The following is a 14,383-nucleotide window of genomic DNA, read 5'->3' as shown; positions in this document are numbered from 1 at the left end:
TGAATGAGCACCGCTTCCGTACCCCTGCCAAACTGGATCACCTACGGCCTCCTGCCGTTTTTAAATGTAGTTACCGCATTTCTGATTTCCGGCCTCGTCGTCTGGTCGATCGGTGAAAATCCGCTCGCGGCGCTTCGCCTGCTCATCGAAGGGGCGCTAGGTCGTGGCGATGCCATCGGCTTCACGCTGTTTTATACGACGAGTTTCATCTTCACCGGCCTCTCTGTGGCGGTCGCCTTCCATGCCGGTCTGTTCAACATCGGTTCTGAAGGTCAGGCCTATATTGGTGGATTGGGCGCGGCGTTGGTGGCGCTGGCGCTCGACCGTTATGTGCCGTGGTATGTGACGATGCCCTTCGCCATCATCGGCGCTGCGGTTTTCGGCGCGGCCTGGGCGTTTATTCCGGCATGGCTGCAGGCAAAACGCGGTAGCCACGTCGTCATAACCACCATCATGTTCAACTTCATCGCTGCGGCGTTGATGGTCTATCTGCTGGTGAACGTGCTGATCGTGCCGGGCAAGATGGCGCCGGAAACGCGCACCTTTCTGCCAGGTGGGCAATTGCCGAAGCTCGACTGGCTGATGGCGCTGTTCGGCCTGAAGCTCGGGCCGGCGCCGTTCAACGTCTCCTTCATCATTGCACTGGTCATGTGTTTTCTCGTCTGGGTGCTGATCTGGCGCACCAAGCTCGGTTATGAGATGCGCACGCTCGGCGTCAGCCCCTCGGCCGCCGTCTATGCCGGCATTCCCTATGCGCGCACCGTCATCATCGCCATGCTCATTTCCGGCGGTCTGGCAGGTATGATGGCGCTGAACCCGGTCATGGGAGCTTCCGCCCGCTTGCAGGTGGAATTTGTCGGCGGTGCGGGTTTCGTCGGCATCGCCGTGTCGCTGATGGGGCGAAGCCACCCGCTCGGCATCCTGTTTTCGGCGCTGCTGTTCGGCATTCTCTATCAGGGTGGTGCAGACCTCTCTTTCGAGATGCCGAATATTACTCGTGAGATGATCGTCGTCATCCAGGGTCTGGTTATCCTGTTTGCCGGCGCGCTCGAATACATGTACCGGCCGGCTATCGTCCGCATCTACCAGCGCTTGGCAAAGGGGTGAGCTGATATGGATTTCTTCGATATGCTGGTCAGCATTCTCGGCTCGACCGTCCGTCTCACCATCCCGCTTCTGTTCACGGCGCTTGCCGGGCTGTTTTCCGAACGCGCGGGCGTGTTCGATATCGGCCTTGAAGGCAAGATGCTGGCGGCAGCCTTTGCTTCGGCTTGTGTCGCCTATCTCACCGCAAATCCCTGGGCCGGCCTGCTTGCGGGCATTGCCGTCTCCATCCTGTTTTCGCTGATCCACGGCTTTGCCGTCATCACAAATCGCGGCAACCAGATCGTGTCGGGCGTGGCGCTCAACTTCATTGCCGCCGGTCTGACGGTGGTTCTGGGGCAGGCGTGGTTCGGGCAGGGCGGGCGCACGCCGCAATTGCCGGGCGAAGGCCGTTTCGCACCGATCATCCTGCCCGGTGCGGATGCGATGCGCGAAGTGCCTTTCATCGGCCCGCTCTACGCCAATGTCATTTCCGGCAACAATATCCTGACCTATCTCGCCTTTCTGGCGGTGCCGCTGTCCTGGTGGGTGCTTTACCGTACCCGTTTCGGCCTTCGCCTGCGCGCGGTGGGTGAAAATCCGGGCGCGGTCGATACGGCGGGCATTTCGGTGACATGGATGCGTTACCGCGCCGTCATCGTTGCCGGCTTCCTCTGCGGTTTCTCGGGCGCCTATCTCGCCGTTGCGCAATCGGCGGCCTTCATCGCCAACATGTCGGCCGGTAAGGGCTATATCGCACTCGCCGCGCTGATCTTCGCGAAATGGAAGCCGGTGCCGGTCATGTTCGCATGCCTGCTCTTCGGTTTCCTGGACGCTTTCGCCAACTTCATGCAGGGCAAATCCGTGCCGGGTATCGGTGAAGTGCCGGTGCAGATTTTCCAGGCCATGCCCTATATTCTGACCTGCATCCTGCTTGCCGGTTTCATCGGCGTCGCCAAGCCCCCCAAGGCCGGTGGCGTTGCCTATGCGAAGGAGCGTTAAATCCATGTCCCGTGAACCAATGTCCCATCAGTTGTTCGAGGCAGCGGTGGAGGCCATGGCCTTTGCCCATGCGCCCTATTCGAAATTCCCTGTCGGTGCGGCAATCCGCGCTGAAGACGGTAAGATCTACAAGGGCGCCAATATCGAGAACCTCTCCTTCCCTCAAGGCTGGTGCGCCGAGCCTTCGGCCATCAGCGCCATGATCATGGGTGGAGCAAAGAAGATAAGCGAGATCGCCGTCATCGCGGAAAAGCTTGCTCTTTGCCCGCCCTGCGGCGGCTGCCGGCAGAAGATCGCCGAATTCGCCTCGCCAGACACCAAGGTCTATCTCTGTGACGAAACCGGTGTTCAGAAAGTCATGACCATGGATGAACTTTTGCCCTTCAGCTTCAAGACCGAGCTGCCCTGATGCCGGATACGCTGATCGATATTCTGGTGGAGCGTCTGAATGGCCTGATGCCGCGCATCGCCATCGTGCTGGGCTCAGGCCTGGGGTCGCTGGTGGACGAGGTCAGCGATGCGATCCGCGTGCCCTATGCCGAACTTCCCGGTTTCCCTGCAAGCGGCGTTTCTGGCCATGCGGGCGAGTTGGTGGCCGGATATCTCGGTGGCGAGCCGGTGATGATGCTGTCCGGCCGGGTGCACTATTACGAAAAAGGCGATCCGGCCGCCATGCGCGCGGTCATTGAGGCGCTCGCCGGTCTTGGCGTGCAGTCGCTCATCCTCACCAATTCTGCAGGCTCGGTCAGGCAGGACATACCGCCCGGCTCGGTCATGCAGATCACCGATCATATCAATTATTCCGGCATGAACCCGCTGATTGGCGAAGAGAGCGACAACCGCTTCGTCGGCATGACCACGGCTTATGATCCAGACCTGATGCTCGCCATGCGTAATGCCGCGATCCGCGCGACGGTGCCCTTGTTCGGCGGCGTCTATATGTGGTTTTCCGGCCCGAGCTTCGAAACGCCGGCGGAAATCCGCATGGCGCGGCTGCTGGGTGCGGATGCCGTCGGCATGTCCACCGTGCCGGAAGTCATCCTCGCCCGCTTTTTCGGGATGCGCGTTGCCGCCGCATCGGTTATTACCAATTACGGTGCCGGCATGACTGGCGCTGAACTGAGCCATGAGGAAACCAAGGACATGGCTCCGGTAGGCGGCAAGAGGCTTGCCGCCATCTTGAAAGAAATGATCGCAGGAGGAGCGTGACCATGGAACTCCAGCGTCCGCGCGAAGCGGCTGCCCTGACATTATCCTTGCTGGACCTGACCAACCTCAAGGAAGACTGCACGCCCGAGCAGATTGCTGCTTTGTGCCAGAGGGCTCATACCGAATACGGCAATACCGCCGCGATCTGCATCTGGCCGCGTTTCGTCGCCCAGGCGCGTGCCGCTTTCGGAAAAGACCATGCGATCCGTATCGCCACGGTCGTCAATTTTCCGTCGGGCGATCTGGATGTTGCGACCGTGGTGGCGGAGACCGAGGCGGCTATCCGCGACGGTGCCGACGAAATCGATCTGGTCATCCCCTATCGTAAGTTCATAGCAGGCGATGAAACGGCTGTTTCCGAGATGGTGGCTGCCGTACGCAAGGTCTGCGTCGCACCCGTTCTTCTCAAGGTCATTCTCGAAACCGGCGAGCTGAAGGACAAGGCTCTCATTCGTCGTGCTTCCGAACTCGCCATTGCCGAAGGGGCCGATTTCATCAAGACCTCAACAGGCAAGGTCGCCATCAACGCCACGCTGGAAGCCGCCGATATCATGTTGCAGGCGATCCGCGACAGCAGGCAGAAGGTGGGCTTCAAGCCTGCCGGCGGTGTCGGCACGGTGGAAGACGCCACGCTTTATCTGCGGCTGGCGGAAACAATCATGGCGCCCGACTGGGCCATGCCGTCCACGTTCCGCTTCGGCGCTTCCGGCGTTCTCGATGATGTCCTGAACGTGCTGGCCGGCGGCGAACCGGCCAAGGCCGCCAGCGGGTATTGAGCTTGATCCCGCAGGAAATCATCCGCCGCAAACGTGATGGCCTGTCTCTTGCGCCGCAGGAGATTGCCGCTTTCATCGAGGCGCTGTCCAAGGACGGCATATCGGAAGGCCAGGCCGCTGCCTTTGCCATGGCGGTGTTTTTCCGGGGTATGAACCGCGACGAGATGGTGGCGCTGACACTCGCCATGCGCGACAGCGGTGATGTCCTGTCCTGGAACGATATTGGCAGGCCGGTGGCGGACAAGCACTCGACCGGCGGCGTCGGCGACAACGTCTCCCTGATGCTCGCCCCGATCGTTGCCGCCTGCGGTCTTGCGGTGCCGATGATTTCCGGCAGGGGCCTTGGCCATACCGGCGGCACGCTCGACAAGCTGGAAGCGATCCCCGGTTACGATGTGATGCCGGACGAAGCCCTGTTCCGCCGGACGGTCAAGACGGTCGGCTGTGCCATCATCGGCCAGACGGGCGATCTCGCCCCCGCAGACAAGCGCCTCTATGCTATCAGGGACGTGACCGCGACGGTAGATTCCATCCCGTTGATCACCGCCTCCATTCTATCGAAGAAGCTTGCGGCCGGACTTCAGACGCTGGTTCTGGATGTGAAGGTCGGCAACGGCGCTTTCATGCAGAGTGTGGAGGATGCCCGTAATCTCGCCGTCGCGCTGGTCGATGTGGCAAATGGCGCAGGCCTGCCGACGACGGCTCTTATAACCGACATGAACCAGCCGCTTGGCGATGCCGCAGGCAATGCGGTCGAAATCGTCAATTGCCTGGACTTTCTGGCTGGCCGCAAGGCTGGAACACGTCTCGAAAAGGTGGTTCTTGCCTTTGCTGCGGAAATGCTGGTGCAAGCGGGCAGCGCGGCCACTCTGGATGAAGGCGAGGCGCTGGCTGAGGCCGCCCTTTCCTCCGGGCGTGCCATGGAAGTCTTTGCGAAAATGGTCGCAGCACTTGGCGGGCCTGCGGACTTTGTCGATCATCCATCGCGTTACCTGCCATCGGCGCCGGTCATTCTCCCGGTTTCGGCTGAGCGCAGCGGCTGGCTGGCATCCTGTGCGACGCGCGATCTCGGCATGGTCGTTGTCGAGCTTGGCGGCGGCAGAAGAATGCCGTCAGACAAGATCGACCCTTCGGTCGGGATTTCCGATATCCTGCCGCTCGGCACAAAAGTGGAAAAAGGCGAACCACTCGCCTGCGTCCATGCGGCCTCTAAGCAAGAAGCGGAACTTGCCGTCAAAAGGATTACGGCCTGCTATGGGGTTGCTGACACTGCGATGGAAACCAGCACTGTGGTCCTCGAGCGAATTACCTGACCAGCCTCATTTCGCCACCCGATACCTTGAATGACGATAGTTGTTTCAGGAAGCTCATGCCAACAAGCATGTTGCTCAACGCATTATCTTTCAGCACCATGGCGTCGACATTCTGAACGCGGATCGTGCCGATTTCCACCCGGTCGAGCTTCAGATAGGCCGCCATGGTCTGGCCGTTGGCGGTTGAGATCGGATATTTGAAATCGAGGCTGTTGACGCCGAAACCGAGCCGCCGGGCGATCGTCTCATTGATGGCAACCATGGAGGCGCCGGTATCGACAAGCCCGTCGAAAGATTTACCGTTGATACGGAAGGCGGCGTTGAAGTGGCCGCGTGCGTCCGCTTTCAGATTGACGCCACCAAGCGAAACGGGCTCCGGTTTGACGGCTTCCGATTTGACTTCGGCTTTTTCCACCGTGGCTTCCGGGCGCGGCTGAAATTTTTCCACCAGCGCCGGAATCTGCGTGGCGCTGACCGAAAGACCGATAAGCAGAAAAATCGTACGCGCCAGCAAGTCGTCGCTCCTGAGAAGGCAGGGTTATCCCTATGCAGAATAGACGCAAAACGTGCTGAAATCTTAAAAGAAAAAAGCCATTCGCCGCTTGTTGGTCGGCGAATGGCTCAAACGGTTAAGCGATGATGAACGGTGTTATTTCGTGCCGTACATGCGGTCGCCCGCATCGCCGAGGCCGGGAACGATATAACCCTTTTCATTCAGCTGCTTGTCGATTGCGGCAGTATAGATCGGCACATCGGGATGCGCTTCACGGAAATTCTTGATGCCTTCGGGTGCAGCCAGCAGACACAGGAAGCGGATGTTCTTCGCGCCCCGCTCTTTCAGCTTTTCAACCGCAGCGATGGAGGAATTGCCGGTCGCCAGCATTGGATCGACGACGATGATAAGGCGGGCATCGAGGCTTTCGGGAGCCTTGAAGTAATATTCGACCGCCTCCAGCGTATCGTGATCGCGATACACACCGATATGCGCAACACGCGCCGAAGGCACGAGTTCGAGCATGCCTTCCAGAAGGCCGTTGCCGGCACGCAGGATGGAGGCGAAAACCAGCTTCTTGCCCTCCAGCACCGGAGCCTCGATGGTTTCGAGCGGCGTATCGATGGTTTCCATCGTCATTTCAAGGTCGCGCGTCACTTCATAGCAGAGCAGCGTCGAGATTTCCCTGAGCAGGCGGCGGAAGCCGGCTGTCGAGGTTTCCTTCTTGCGCATGATGGTAAGTTTGTGCCGCACCAGCGGATGTTCGATGACTGTGACGCCGTCCATGAAACTGGCCTTCCTTTTTTATCCTGTGCCCCTGTAATTCACCGAAAGCAGGCTTTTCGCAAGCCTTCTTCGCGGTTTTACCCCGCCAACCGATGCCTAGTGGCTATCGAGTTTCGCAAGCAGCCGGGCGCGTGTGACTTCATCCACAAAGGCGCTTTCCAGTGCGGTTCGGGTCATGCGGTTGATCTCGGCATCGCTGAAACCGAAAGCATCCGCAGCCAGCGCGTATTCCCGGGCAAGCGAGGTAAAGAAGAATGGCGGATCGTCGGAACTGATGCAGACGCGCACCCCGGCATCGCGCAACGCCCTCAGCGGATGGCTGCCGAAATCGGGATAAACGTTGAGCGCGATATTTGATCCGGGGCAGACCTCAAGCACTGTTCCCGCCTCAACCAGCCGGGCGACGAGAGCGGCGTCTTCGATGGCGCGCACGCCATGCCCGATGCGCGACGGCTTTACGAGGTCGAGCGCATCGACGACGCTTTCCGGTCCGCAGACCTCACCCGCATGGATGGTCAGCCCAAGGCCGGCATCGCGGGCAATGTCGAAGGCGCGTGCGTAATCGGCGACGCGGCCCATGCGCTCCTCGCCCGCCATGTTGAAACCGGTCACCAGCGGGTGTTTCGTCCGTGCTGCATATTCAGCCGCCGCGATGACCCGTTCAGGACCGAAATGCCGCTCGCCGGTCACGATGATGCGGGTTTCGATACCGGTCTTTTCTTTCGCGATCCGGATGCCCTCGGCGATACCGGAGAGATAGGCGTCAGCGCCGAGCCCGATGCGGTCGCCATGATCGGGCGAGATGATGAGCTCGCTATAGATCGTATTGGCCTCGGCAAGTTCGGTCAGATAGGTTTGCGTCAGAACCGCATAGTCCTCATCGGTCTTGAACACCTGCGCCACCGCATCGTAGCACTGGATGAATTGCGCAAAATCCGACCAGACGTACTGGCCGTCGCGCAGAAAGCTACTGGTGTCTATGCCGTATTTCTCGGCCTGTTTTGCGACGAGGGCAGGGGGTGCCGCACCTTCCAGGTGGCAGTGAATTTCCGCTTTCAGCAAATGCGATGTCAAATGAAGCTCCTGCCGTGCGAACCGGCCTCGATACCTAGATGGTGGGCGATGCTCTCGCCGATGTCGGCGTAGCTTGAACGAATGCCGACATCGCGGGAGCGGATGCCCGGCCCGAATGCCATGATCGGGACTCTTTCCCGTGTATGGTCCGTGCCCCGCCATGTGGGATCGCAACCATGGTCAGCGGTAAGAATGGCGATGTCGCCCGGCGCCATTTTGCGATGGATTTCCGGAATGCGCGCATCGAAGGCTTCAAGCGCCGCCGCATAACCGGCAACATCGCGGCGATGGCCGTAGAGCATGTCGAAATCCACGAAATTGGTGAAGACAAGATCGCCGTTTTCGGCTTCGTCAATAGCGTGCAGCGTTGCATCCATCAGGGCGCTGTTGCCATTTGCCTTGATGACGCGCGAGACACCCTTGTGGGCATAGATATCGCCGATCTTGCCGATCGCGTGCACTTTCCTGCCAGCCTCCACAAGGCGGTCGAGCAATGTCTGTTCGGGCGGCGGAACGGAGAAGTCGCGGCGGTTGCCGGTGCGTTCGAAGGTTGCGACCGTCTCGCCGATGAAGGGACGGGCAATGACACGGCCGATATTCAGCGGATCGAGCAGCTTGCGCACCGTCTCGCAGAGCGTGACGAGCCGCTGCAATCCGAAATGGGCCTCGTGCGCGGCGATCTGGAACACGGAATCGGATGAGGTGTAGCAGATCGGCTTGCCGCTCCTGATATGCTCTTCGCCGAACTTCGCGATGATCTCGGTGCCGGAAGCGTGGCAATTGCCGAGAATGCCTGGAATATCCGCTTGCGTGCAGATGGCTTCCACCAGTTCGGGAGAAAAGGCGTCGCCTTCTGTCGGGAAGTAGCCCCAGTCGAAGGTGACGGGCGTGCCCGCGATCTCCCAATGGCCTGAGGGCGTATCCTTGCCCTTCGATATTTCGCTGGCAGAGCCATGCAGGCCGAAAATACGTTCCGGCGGTTCCATGCCGGCGGGAATGTCGCCGCTTGATTGTCGCGCAATCTCCAGAAGACCAAGCGAAGACATGTTGGGCAGCTTCAGCGGACCCGCCCGAAGGCCAGGCCTGTCGGCAGCACCTGCCGCGCAGAATTCGGCGATATGACCGAGCGTATTGGCGCCGAGGTCGCCATAATGCTCCGCGTCAGGCGCACCGCCGACACCGAAGGAATCCAGAACGAGAAGAAATGCTCTTGCCATAACTCACCGAAACGAAAATGCGCCGACGGGCAATGTCAGGCCGAACTGTCGTTATAGATCAGCAAAACGTGAAGAAGGAAGTGATTTTATGAACCATCCGGTAAAACCGGCTGTTCAATCCTCTTCCCGTTTCGATTTCGGCGCGTTGAGATTGCGCAGCACATACCATCCAGCGGCAATTACCATGGCCGCCAGAATATACCATGTGATGGCGTACGACAGGTGGTTGTTGGGGAAGGTGAGCATGGTCTTGCCGCCGACCGGTAGGCCACCCGGATTGGGCGTCGCATCGGCATCGACATAAAAGGGCGCCACGCCGGAAAGGCCGGATGCCTGCGATATCTGCGGGATATTGCGGGAGTACCAGCGCCGATTTGCCGGATCGTTGGTTCGAAGGAAAAGCCCGCCGGTTTCTGGCGCGCGCATCAGCCCGACGATCTCGACCTGCCCGGTTGGTTCCCCTTCGCGGCGCGAGGATGGATCGCGTTTGTCGGAAGGCACGAAGCCACGATTGACGATGATATTCGATCCGTCATCGCGTCTCAGCGGCGTCATCACCCAGTAGCCGGGGCCGAGATCGCTGACCGTATAGACCTGGACCTCCTTGTCGTTGAGGAAGGTGCCGGACAGTTTCACGCGGCGATATTCATACTCTGCGGGATCGGCAAGGGCCGGCCATTCGCGGGCTGCCGGTGCATCCACAGGTGCGGCATGGGCGCGAGCTTCGACGCGTTCGATGAGATCGAGCTTCCAGAAGAGGCGTTGAACCTGCCATGTTCCAAGCGCCAGCAGGAAGCCTGTCAGTACAATAGTCAGAAGCAGGACGACGATTGCTGCGGGGCGGATGCGTCGCGTGTGCGGGGCGGTTGTCGACGGATCGGTCATGGTTTCACAGTCCTTGCAAGGCCATGCGGTTTGCTGCGGCAACACTGTCGGCTGTCGGCTGTCGGCATCCGGGTCTTCCAGCAAATAACCCCATAAATCGCGCCGACGATTCATGGGGTTATGCGCTGCGGGGGTCGTGTGCTGGCGCAGAAAGCGGCCCGCCGGAAATCCGGCAGGCCGTTGATCTATGGCTGCTCAGGGCAGGTTTTTCACATCCTCGATGTGCAGCGGCATCATGTTCTTGTTCATGTTGTACATGACCCAGAGTGAGCCGGAGAGCGTGATCAGCAGCACCACGACGGTGAAGATCAGCGCCATGAAGGTCCAGCCGCCTTCGGACTTGGTGTCCATGTGCAGGAAGTAGATCATGTGCACGAAGATCTGGATGACGCCGAGACCCATGATCGCGATGACCAGCAGCGTCTTGTTTTCAAGAACGTCGCCCATGACCAGCCAGAACGGGATCGCCGTCAGGATGACCGACAGGACGAAGCCGATCATGTAGCTTTTGAACGTGCCGTGGCTGGCGCCATCATGGTGATGATGGTCGTCGCCATGCGCGTCGTGGTGTGCGTGTGCTTCGGAACTCATCAAAGAACTCCCATGAGATAAACGAAGGAGAAGACGCCGATCCAGATGACGTCAAGGAAGTGCCAGAACATCGACAGGCACATCAGGCGACGCTTGTTTGCGGCGATCAGACCATGTTTTGCGACTTGGAACATCAGTGTGACGAGCCAGATCACGCCGAAGGTGACGTGCAGACCGTGCGTTCCAACCAGCGCGAAGAAGGCGGAAAGGAACGCTGAACGCTGTGGACCTGCACCTTCTTCGATCAGGTGATGGAACTCGTAAAGTTCCACGGCGAGGAAGGCGAGACCGAAGAGACCGGTGATGCCGAGCCAGATCAGCGTCGTCTTCACCTTCTGCTTTTCCATTTCCAGCATGGCGAAGCCATAGGTGATGGAAGAGAAAAGCAGGAAGGCGGTGTTGATCGCCACAAGCTTCAGATCGAACAGATCTGCGCCCGAAGGGCCGGCCGCGTAGTTGCGGCCGACAACGGCATAGGTGGCAAACAGCGTTGCGAAGATGAGGCAGTCGCTCATCAGATAGAGCCAGAAGCCCAGCGAGGTGCCGTTCTCCGGATGGTGGTCTTCTTTCAGGTAGAAGACCGGTGTTTCCGCGCCCGCGGCGCTTTGTGCAGGTGTATGAGCCATATTCGTTACGCCTGTTCCGCAAGCAGCTTCGTACGTTCCGCCTCGACTGTCGAAACATCGGAGGCAGGAATGTAGTATTCGCGGTTGTAGTTGAAGGTATGGGCGATCGAGACCGCGATGATGGCGAGCATGGACAGAGCCGCCAGCCACCAGATGTGCCACACCAAGGCAAAGCCAAGCACGACGCTGATGGCGCTGATGATTACGCCCGCACCGGTGTTCTTCGGCATATGGATCGGTATGAAGCCTTCCTTGGGACGGTCGTAACCGCGCTTCTTCATATCCGCCCAGGCGTCGACGTCATGCACAACCGGCGTGAAAGCGAAGTTGTAGGCAGGCGGAGGCGACGAGGTCGACCACTCCAGCGTACGCCCATGATAGGGATCGCCTGTCACGTCACGGAGCTGATCGCGCTTCAAGAAGCTGACGATGAGCTGGATGACGAAGGAAGCGATGCCAAGCGCGATCAGGAAGGCGCCGAAGGCTGCGATCAGGAACCAGATCTGGAGCGAATTGTCTTCGAACTGGCTGATACGGCGGGTCACACCCATCAGGCCGAGAATGTAGAGCGGCATGAAGGCGAAGTAGAAGCCGATGAACCAGAACCAGAAGGACAGCTTGCCCCAGAACGGATCGAGGCGGTAGCCGAAGGCCTTCGGGAACCAGTAGACGATACCCGCAAGCACACCGAACACCACGCCACCGATGATGGTGTTGTGGAAGTGGGCGATGAGGAACAGCGAGTTGTGGAGCACGAAGTCCGCCGGCGGAACAGCGAGAAGAACGCCGGTCATGCCGCCGATGACGAAGGTGATCATGAAACCGATCGTCCACAGCATCGGAACGTCGAACTTGATGCGGCCCTTGTACATGGTGAAGAGCCAGTTGAAGATCTTCGCACCGGTCGGGATCGATATGATCATCGTGGTGATGCCGAAGAAAGCGTTGACGCTTGCGCCGGAACCCATGGTGAAGAAGTGGTGCAGCCAAACGATGTAGGCGAGGATGGTGATGACACCCGTCGCATAGACCATCGAGGCATAACCGAAAAGACGCTTGTTGGAGAAGGTCGAGACGATTTCCGAGAAGACGCCGAAGGCCGGCAGCACCAGGATGTAAACTTCGGGATGGCCCCAGATCCAGATGAGGTTGACATACATCATCGGGTTGCCGCCGAGATCGTTGGTGAAGAAATTCGTGCCAACGTAACGGTCAAGGGTCAGAAGGGCGAGCGTGCCGGTGAGGATCGGGAAGGATGCCACGATCAGGATGTTCGAACACAGCGACGTCCAGACGAAGATCGGCAGGCGCATCATGGTCATGCCAGGTGCGCGCATCTTGATGATCGTGACGATCAGGTTGATACCCGAGAGCGTCGTGCCCACACCGGCGATCTGCAGACCCCAGATGTAATAATCCACACCCACGCCCGGACTTCCATCAATGCCGGAAAGCGGCGGATAGGCAAGCCAGCCCGTCTGCGCATATTCACCGATGAACAGCGAGATCATGGTGATGACGGCGCCGGCCGTGGTCATCCAGAACGAGAAGTTGTTGAGGAAGGGGAACGAAACGTCGCGGGCGCCGATTTGCAGCGGCACGACGAAGTTCATTAGACCGGTGATCATCGGCATGGCCATGAAGAAGATCATGATGACGCCATGGGCCGTAAAAATCTGGTCGTAATGGTGCGGCGGAAGATAGCCTTCCGATCCACCAGAGGCGATCGCCTGCTGGACGCGCATCATGATGGCATCTGCGAAACCGCGCAGCAGCATGACGAGTGCCAGAATGATGTACATGATACCGATCTTCTTGTGATCGATGCTCGTGAACCATTCATTCCAGAGATAACCCCACAGCCGGAAATAGGTGAGGGCGCCGACGACGGCGATGCCGCCCAGAGCCACTGCCGCGAAGGTCGCGACGAGAATGGGCTCGTGAAGCGGGATGGACTCCCATGTCAGCTTCCCGAACAGGAATGACGTTTGATCGGAATTGACGATCATTTTTAGCCTCTTGCGATTCTAAGACATAAGATCGGCGCAGCCATTGGCCGCGCCGCATAATGCCGGGACTTATCCGTCAGCCAGCGACTTGTTTCGTTTCCGGCAGCGCCGCGGGTTCGAAAGTCTGTCCTTCGATCGCAGCCGGAGTGGATTGGGGTCCGCTCGCGACACCGTAAGGTGAAAGCGGTGTACAGACGACGGAGTTCAGCGCCTTGGCGATATCGATGCCTTCCTTGCCGCCGCCGCCCTTGGCGTCGATATGCATCATGTCACGCATGCAGAGCTTGTTGGGCTCGACACAGCGGTTGAGGATGGCATCGTAAAGCTGCGGATCGACGGAGGCGAAATATTGCACCGGCTCACGTTCCGAAGGCTTGGCAAAGTCGAGATATTCCTGGCGGCCGAAGCCTTTGCCGCCATCCTTGATCTTCGCAACCCACTGATCGAAGCCTTGCTGGCTGAGACCATGGAACTTGAAGCGCATATGCGAGAAGCCAGGGCCGGAGAAGTTGGCCGAGAAGCCGTCATAAACGCCTTCCTTGTTGATGACCGCGTGCAGCTTGGTCTGCATGCCACCCATGGCGTAGATCTGGCCGGCGAGTGCCGGAACGAAGAACGAATTCATCGCGGTCGTGCCGGTGATCTTGAAGTTGATCGGAACATCGACCGGAGCTGCAAATTCATTGACGCTGCCAATGCCGAGCTCGGGGTAGAAGAACAGCCACTTCCAGTCCATGGCCACCACTTCCACCGTAAGCGGCTTGGTCTCGGCGGTAACCTGACGGTTTTCGTCGATACGCTCCAGCGGGCGGTAGGGGTCGAGACGGTGGGTGGAAATCCAGGTCACCGTGCCTAGCATCAGGATGATGGCGACCGGGGCGGACCAGATCACCATTTCAAGGCGCGTCGAGTGATGCCACTCGGGATCGTAGTCCTCGGCCTTCGCCGATTCGCGATACTTCCACGCGAAGAACAGCGTCAGGGCGATAACCGGGACGATGATGAGCAGCATCAGAACCGTGGACGTGATGATGAGGTCGCGCTGCTGGATGGCGACGTCGCCCGAAGGGTTCATCACCACGAGGTTACAGCCGCTAAGCAGCAGCAGTGCGGGGATTGCCAGAAGGGCAGATGTGATTTTCTTGATCATGCGCACGTTCTTTGAACTCGTACAGTTTGGATTATGCCGCGATTAATTGCCGAACATCATTTTTGAAATGAGGTATATTGTCGCGGTGCAGCGAAACCTTCGCGATGCACCATAGGCTTAGCGGAGCCGCGTTTGAAGGCGGAGCGGCTGCATTATCGCATAGGGAGCT

15 protein-coding genes are annotated in these 14,383 nt (G+C 59.1%); 6 read left to right on the top strand and 9 right to left on the bottom strand.

All coding sequences use genetic code 11. The annotated features are described in order from the left end of the window. Window positions 1–3: 3 nt before the first annotated feature. From J5276_RS14470 to deoA, 6 genes are read left to right on the top strand one after another with little or no spacing between them, the layout of a single operon-like run. Window positions 4–1,107: an ABC transporter permease gene (locus J5276_RS14470; protein WP_003514397.1), complete on the top strand. Its 1,104-nt coding sequence runs from the start codon at window positions 4–6 to the stop codon at window positions 1,105–1,107. A gap of 6 nt (window positions 1,108–1,113) precedes the next feature. Beyond that, window positions 1,114–2,085, top strand: coding sequence for an ABC transporter permease (locus J5276_RS14465; protein WP_003514401.1), 972 nt, complete (start codon window positions 1,114–1,116; stop codon window positions 2,083–2,085). Between the two features lie 19 nt (window positions 2,086–2,104). Continuing rightward, window positions 2,105–2,494 (top strand): cytidine deaminase, encoded by a 390-nt coding sequence (locus J5276_RS14460; RefSeq protein ID WP_019564546.1) that lies wholly within the window; start codon window positions 2,105–2,107, stop codon window positions 2,492–2,494. Continuing rightward, on the top strand, window positions 2,494–3,294 hold the full coding sequence (locus tag J5276_RS14455; RefSeq protein ID WP_003514406.1) for a purine-nucleoside phosphorylase: 801 nt from the start codon (window positions 2,494–2,496) through the stop codon (window positions 3,292–3,294). Before J5276_RS14460 ends, J5276_RS14455 begins: the two co-directional genes overlap by 1 nt. A 2-nt stretch (window positions 3,295–3,296) precedes the next feature. After that, a complete protein-coding gene (gene deoC / locus J5276_RS14450) occupies window positions 3,297–4,070 on the top strand; it encodes a deoxyribose-phosphate aldolase (protein WP_003514408.1) in 774 nt (257 codons plus the stop codon). Beyond that, window positions 4,067–5,383, top strand: a complete 1,317-nt coding sequence (gene deoA / locus J5276_RS14445) for a thymidine phosphorylase (protein ID WP_112154836.1) — start codon at window positions 4,067–4,069, stop codon at window positions 5,381–5,383. The genes deoC and deoA overlap by 4 nt, the downstream gene beginning before the upstream one ends. On the opposite strand, the gene J5276_RS14440 is transcribed toward deoA, so the two are convergent. The 9 genes from J5276_RS14440 to cyoA all read right to left on the bottom strand — a co-directional run bounded on the left by J5276_RS14440 (window position 5,376) and on the right by cyoA (window position 14,214). Continuing rightward, a complete protein-coding gene (locus J5276_RS14440; protein WP_111804238.1) occupies window positions 5,376–5,897 on the bottom strand; it encodes a TIGR02281 family clan AA aspartic protease in 522 nt (173 codons plus the stop codon). The two genes, deoA and J5276_RS14440, sit on opposite strands and share 8 nt — an antisense overlap. A gap of 135 nt (window positions 5,898–6,032) precedes the next feature. After that, window positions 6,033–6,662: a uracil phosphoribosyltransferase gene (gene upp, locus J5276_RS14435; protein ID WP_003493096.1), complete on the bottom strand. Its 630-nt coding sequence runs from the start codon at window positions 6,660–6,662 to the stop codon at window positions 6,033–6,035. A 96-nt stretch (window positions 6,663–6,758) separates the two neighbouring features. After that, window positions 6,759–7,736 carry an adenosine deaminase gene (locus J5276_RS14430; protein ID WP_013635251.1) on the bottom strand — a complete coding sequence of 326 codons (978 nt, stop codon included), beginning with the start codon at window positions 7,734–7,736 and terminating at the stop codon, window positions 6,759–6,761. Then, the gene (locus J5276_RS14425) at window positions 7,733–8,953 is read right to left on the bottom strand and encodes a phosphopentomutase (RefSeq protein ID WP_112154835.1); all 1,221 of its coding nucleotides are present in this window, start codon (window positions 8,951–8,953) and stop codon (window positions 7,733–7,735) included. Before J5276_RS14425 ends, J5276_RS14430 begins: the two co-directional genes overlap by 4 nt. Before the next feature lie 114 nt (window positions 8,954–9,067). Then, window positions 9,068–9,838 (bottom strand): SURF1 family protein, encoded by a 771-nt coding sequence (locus J5276_RS14420; protein WP_112154871.1) that lies wholly within the window; start codon window positions 9,836–9,838, stop codon window positions 9,068–9,070. Window positions 9,839–10,033: 195 nt separating this feature from the next. Next, complete coding sequence (gene cyoD, locus J5276_RS14415) at window positions 10,034–10,429, bottom strand: cytochrome o ubiquinol oxidase subunit IV (protein WP_003514416.1); 396 nt, start codon at window positions 10,427–10,429, stop codon at window positions 10,034–10,036. Then, entirely contained in the window at window positions 10,429–11,055 is a 627-nt protein-coding gene (cyoC, locus tag J5276_RS14410) for a cytochrome o ubiquinol oxidase subunit III (RefSeq protein ID WP_003514417.1), read from the bottom strand. The genes cyoD and cyoC overlap by 1 nt, the downstream gene beginning before the upstream one ends. 5 nt (window positions 11,056–11,060) lie before the next feature. Next, entirely contained in the window at window positions 11,061–13,064 is a 2,004-nt protein-coding gene (gene cyoB / locus J5276_RS14405) for a cytochrome o ubiquinol oxidase subunit I (protein WP_003514419.1), read from the bottom strand. A gap of 76 nt (window positions 13,065–13,140) precedes the next feature. Continuing rightward, the gene (gene cyoA, locus J5276_RS14400) at window positions 13,141–14,214 is read right to left on the bottom strand and encodes a ubiquinol oxidase subunit II (RefSeq protein WP_003514421.1); all 1,074 of its coding nucleotides are present in this window, start codon (window positions 14,212–14,214) and stop codon (window positions 13,141–13,143) included. Window positions 14,215–14,383: the final 169 nt, after the last annotated feature.

The organism is Agrobacterium sp. S7/73, from assembly GCF_019355535.1.
GTDB classification, from domain to species: Bacteria; Pseudomonadota; Alphaproteobacteria; order Rhizobiales; family Rhizobiaceae; genus Agrobacterium; species Agrobacterium tumefaciens.
The sequence above is the reverse complement of the archived record's forward strand: the minus strand, read 5'-3'. Positions and strand labels throughout refer to the sequence as shown.

Coding starts and splice junctions, on each gene's coding strand:
- J5276_RS14460 (WP_019564546.1), top strand. CDS start 2,105: ATGTCCCATCAGTTGTTCGAGGCAGCGGTGGAGGCCATGGCCTTTGCC.
- cyoA (WP_003514421.1), bottom strand. CDS start 14,214: ATGATCAAGAAAATCACATCTGCCCTTCTGGCAATCCCCGCACTGCTG.
- upp (WP_003493096.1), bottom strand. CDS start 6,662: ATGGACGGCGTCACAGTCATCGAACATCCGCTGGTGCGGCACAAACTT.
- J5276_RS14465 (WP_003514401.1), top strand. CDS start 1,114: ATGGATTTCTTCGATATGCTGGTCAGCATTCTCGGCTCGACCGTCCGT.
- J5276_RS14425 (WP_112154835.1), bottom strand. CDS start 8,953: ATGGCAAGAGCATTTCTTCTCGTTCTGGATTCCTTCGGTGTCGGCGGT.
- cyoB (WP_003514419.1), bottom strand. CDS start 13,064: ATGATCGTCAATTCCGATCAAACGTCATTCCTGTTCGGGAAGCTGACA.
- deoC (WP_003514408.1), top strand. CDS start 3,297: ATGGAACTCCAGCGTCCGCGCGAAGCGGCTGCCCTGACATTATCCTTG.
- cyoC (WP_003514417.1), bottom strand. CDS start 11,055: ATGGCTCATACACCTGCACAAAGCGCCGCGGGCGCGGAAACACCGGTC.
- J5276_RS14420 (WP_112154871.1), bottom strand. CDS start 9,838: ATGACCGATCCGTCGACAACCGCCCCGCACACGCGACGCATCCGCCCC.
- cyoD (WP_003514416.1), bottom strand. CDS start 10,429: ATGAGTTCCGAAGCACACGCACACCACGACGCGCATGGCGACGACCAT.
- J5276_RS14470 (WP_003514397.1), top strand. CDS start 4: ATGAGCACCGCTTCCGTACCCCTGCCAAACTGGATCACCTACGGCCTC.
- J5276_RS14455 (WP_003514406.1), top strand. CDS start 2,494: ATGCCGGATACGCTGATCGATATTCTGGTGGAGCGTCTGAATGGCCTG.